The following is a 2618-nucleotide window of genomic DNA, read 5'->3' on the forward strand; positions in this document are numbered from 1 at the left end:
GGGCGGGGGCGTGACCGGGATAAGGTACAGGCCGGAGGTCGACGGGCTGCGCGCCGTCGCCGTCCTGCCCGTGATCCTGTTCCACGCCGGCGTACCGCCCTTCACCGGCGGGTTCATCGGTGTCGACGTCTTCTTCGTCATCAGCGGCTACCTGATCACGAGCATAGTTCTCGCGGAATCCGACGCCGGCGCCTTTTCACTCTGGAACTTCTATGACCGGAGGCTGAGGCGAATCCTGCCGGCGCTGCTGACGGTCGTGGCGCTCACGGCCGTAGTCGGGGCGATCCTGATGACGCCGGGCCAGCTCAAGGAACTGGGCCAGAGCATCGTGGCCGCGCTGGCCTTCTCGGCGAACATCTTCTTCTGGCTGAAGCTCGACTACTGGAGCCAGTCGTCGGAGCTCGTGCCGCTTCTCCATCTCTGGAGCCTGGGCGTCGAAGAGCAGTTCTACCTGCTCACGCCGCTGATCGCCCTAGTCGCTCGGAGGCGGACGGTTCTGCTGGGGCTGTTCGCCGGCCTGGCGGTCGCGAGTTTCGCGGCGATGCTGTTCATGCATCAGTCCGGCCACATCGCGGCGGCCTTCTACCTGTTGCCGTTCCGCGCTTGGGAGATTGCGGTGGGGGCCGTCGCGGCGCTCGTGCAGAACCGCATCCGGCCCTCGGGACTGCGCGACGACGTGGTCTCCGGCGTCGCGCTCGCGGCGCTGCTCGCCTGTGTCGTCCTGGTTGACGACCGGTCGGCGCCGGCGCTGATGTTCGGCCTGCCGGTGCTCTGCACGGTCGTTCTCATCCTATTCTGCCGGGAAGGCGTGACGCAGAAGCTCCTGGCCGCCCGCGCGATGGTCCTGATCGGGCTTATCAGCTACTCGCTCTACCTCTTCCACCAGCCGGTCTTGGCGCTGCTCCGGATCGCCTCGCCCCGTCCGCTCGAGCCTCTCCAGATACTGGCGGCGATCGCCGTCACCTTCGCGCTGGCGAGTCTGACCTACCGCTTCATCGAGTCCCCCTGCCGCAAGCGCCCGGCTCGCCGGGTCGCGCCGCTGCATTATGCCCTCGCCGGCTCGCTCGCCGCCCTTTTCCTCGCCGGGCTGATGGTCCACCGCACCGACGGCCTGCGGGACCAGAAGCTGGCCATGATGGACCCGCAGCTCCAAAGCGCCCTGCTCAACCTCGAGAACGAGCGCGCGACCCGGATCGAGCTGTGGAGGGCGCGCCTGCTGCACGACCGCCGGCCGTTCGAGGCGACGGACGACGTGAAGGTGCTGATCGTCGGGGACTCCCTCTCGGAGGACCTCTTCGTCGCCGCCACCACCGGCGAGGCGACCGGACTGGACGTCAGGCGCCTGCCGCTGGACGACGAGTGCATCCGCACGGACGGGCGCAGCGGGACGGGGAAGGAAGCTCCCACCTGCCGCGCGGAGCTGGACGGCTTCCTGCGGTCGGCCCTGCTCCGCGACGCCGACGCCGTGGTGTTCGCCAACGCCTGGCTGACCAATGCGGACGCTCTCGGAAAGGTCTTCGACTATCCGGCAATGCGCGGGAAGCGGGTCGTCGTCTACGAGACGCATGGTTTCCTGGACATGCTCTCCGTGACCATGAGCCTCGACAGGTTCGGGCTCGATCCCAATTCGGAGGACCTGCAGCGCTTCCTGTACCTGAACCGGCACCAGCGCACCCTGACGGCCAACGCCGCCCTGCAGCAGATCAGCGAACGGCGCGGCGCGACGACCATCAGGGCCTTCGACTTTTTCTGCGATCCGGGGACCGAGCGCTGCCGACTGTTCACGCCGGCGGGACGGCCGATGGTCATCGACCAGGCGCATCTCTCGGAGAGCGGGCTGCAGATGTTCCGACCCTGGCTGAAGCGGGAACTCAGCCGGTCGATCGAGGCGCCCCGACGGGTGGCCGCGAACGCGCCCGGCTGACCCCGGCGGCCGCTAAGCCCGGTCGAAGAGTTCGAGGGTGCGGTGGCGGGCGAGGTCGGCGGCCTCGGCGTTGTAGCGCTCGGGGCTCTGGTTGTTGAAGCCGTGGCCGGCGCCTTCGTAGATGTAGACCGGCACGTCCGCGTGGTGCTGGGCCACGGCCGCGGCCACCTCGTCGGCGTGGATGCCGGGGTCGGTGCGCCCCAGGTGGACGATCACCGGCGCCTTCGGCGTCTCGGCTGCGAACTGCTTCACCAGGCTGCCGTAATAGCTGGAGGCGGCGGCGATGCCCTCCAGGCGGCAGGCGGAGAGCCAGGCCAGCGAGCCGCCGTAGCAGTAGCCGACGACGCAGACCTTCTCGCCGCGGGTCTTCAGGAAGTCGCGGGCCGCGGCGATGTCTCCGAGCGCCTGGTCGAGCGGGGTGGCGCGGGCGTGCGCGATGCCCGCCTGGATGCCGGCGTCGTCGTGCTGGGCGTGGAAGTCGCGCTGGCGGCGGTCGAACAGGGCCGGGGCAACGGCCTCGTAGCCCATCTTGGCCCAGCGCTCGACGTCGGCCCGGACGTGCCGATCGATGCCGAAGATCTCCTGGATGACGACCACCCCGCCCTTGCGCGGCGTGAAGCTGGGCTCGTGGTAGGCGGTGAACTCGAAGCCGTCGGCCCCTGCGATCTTGATCGTCTCGCCCATCTCGCCCCTC

At 69.2% G+C, this 2618-nt stretch carries 2 protein-coding genes; one reads left to right on the forward strand and one right to left on the reverse strand.

The window, feature by feature from the left end; translation table 11 throughout:
* Positions 1-1924 (forward strand): acyltransferase family protein (locus V7Z97_RS20045; protein WP_334165338.1); only part of this gene is annotated, 1924 nt, incomplete at its 5' end.
* Between the two features lie 12 nt (positions 1925-1936).
* Here V7Z97_RS20045 and V7Z97_RS20050 read toward each other — a convergent pair.
* The coding region (locus V7Z97_RS20050; protein ID WP_334165339.1) for a dienelactone hydrolase family protein at positions 1937-2618 on the reverse strand (682 nt) is incomplete at its 5' end.

Source organism: Phenylobacterium sp., from assembly GCF_036821595.1.
Taxonomy (GTDB): Bacteria; Pseudomonadota; Alphaproteobacteria; order Caulobacterales; family Caulobacteraceae; genus Phenylobacterium.